The 981-nt window shown below is 72.7% G+C and carries 1 pseudogene; it reads right to left on the reverse strand.

The features are described 5' to 3' along the window. Window positions 1-869: pseudogene (locus TN53_RS40925) on the reverse strand (AfsR/SARP family transcriptional regulator); the annotation flags it as partial. Window positions 870-981 lie beyond the last annotated feature (112 nt).

A 981-nucleotide genomic window follows, 5' to 3' on the forward strand; every position in this document is an offset into this window, starting at 1 on the left:
GGGGAGATCTTCTCGGCGGTGGCGAGGGTGGCGCCCTGCCGGAACAGGGCGAGCCGGCCGGGCAGGGAGCGCTGACCGTCGGGCAGGCCGCGGCAGCTCCATTCGGCGGCGGCGAGCAGGGAGCGCTGCCGGGGCGGTACGTCGACGAGCCCGGCCAGGTGGCTGTCGCCGCCCCGGTGCAGCCACGACTGCACCTCCTGGAGCGGGAACAGGCGCAGCCGGCGTGCGGCCAGTTCCAGGACGAGGGGTACGCCCTCCAGCAGGTTGCAGATGTCGACGACGGAGGTGACGTTCTCGGCGGTGAGCGCGAACCCGGGGTTCACCTCGTGGGCGCGGCGGGTGAACAGTTGCACGGCCGGGTTGTCCTGTACGTCGGCGACGTCGGGTTCGAACAGCGGGCCGGGCGGGGGCAGTGGTGCCACGGGTACCACCTGCTCGCCGTAGATGCGCAGTACCTCCTGGCCGGTGGCGAGGACGGTGAGCCAGGGGCGGGCGGCCAGGTGATCGGCGACGGCGGGGGCCAGCTGGGCGGCGATGTGCTCCACCCCGTCGAGGATCAGCAGCGCGCGGGGGCGGGGCGCGAGGACGCCTTTCGGGTCGTGTGCGTCGACGGCGCGGGCGACGGCGGCCACCGCCTCCTCGGGGCCGGGGCAGGCGGGCAGGTCCACGGTGCGGATGCCGCCGGGGAAGGTGTCGTCGAGCAGTTGGGCGGCTTCGGCGGCCAGGCGGCTCTTGCCCACGCCACCGGCGCCGGCGAGCGTGATCAGCCGAAGGGAGGAGTCCTCGAGCCGTCCGCACACCGACGTCAGCTCCAGTTCGCGACCCACTATCTCCGTCGTCGGCTCGTGCACCGGCAAATCGGTCAGCATGTTTCCCCTCAGGACCACCGGGCGCCGACTTGCGCCACAGGTTCGGGTACTCCCGGTACTCCACGGTGTGCGACTGAACGCTAGGGACCGTGACTCGACCATGGCTTAAGGC

It is taken from the genome of Streptomyces sp. WM6386, from assembly GCF_000972385.1.
GTDB lineage: Bacteria > Actinomycetota > Actinomycetes > Streptomycetales > Streptomycetaceae > Streptomyces.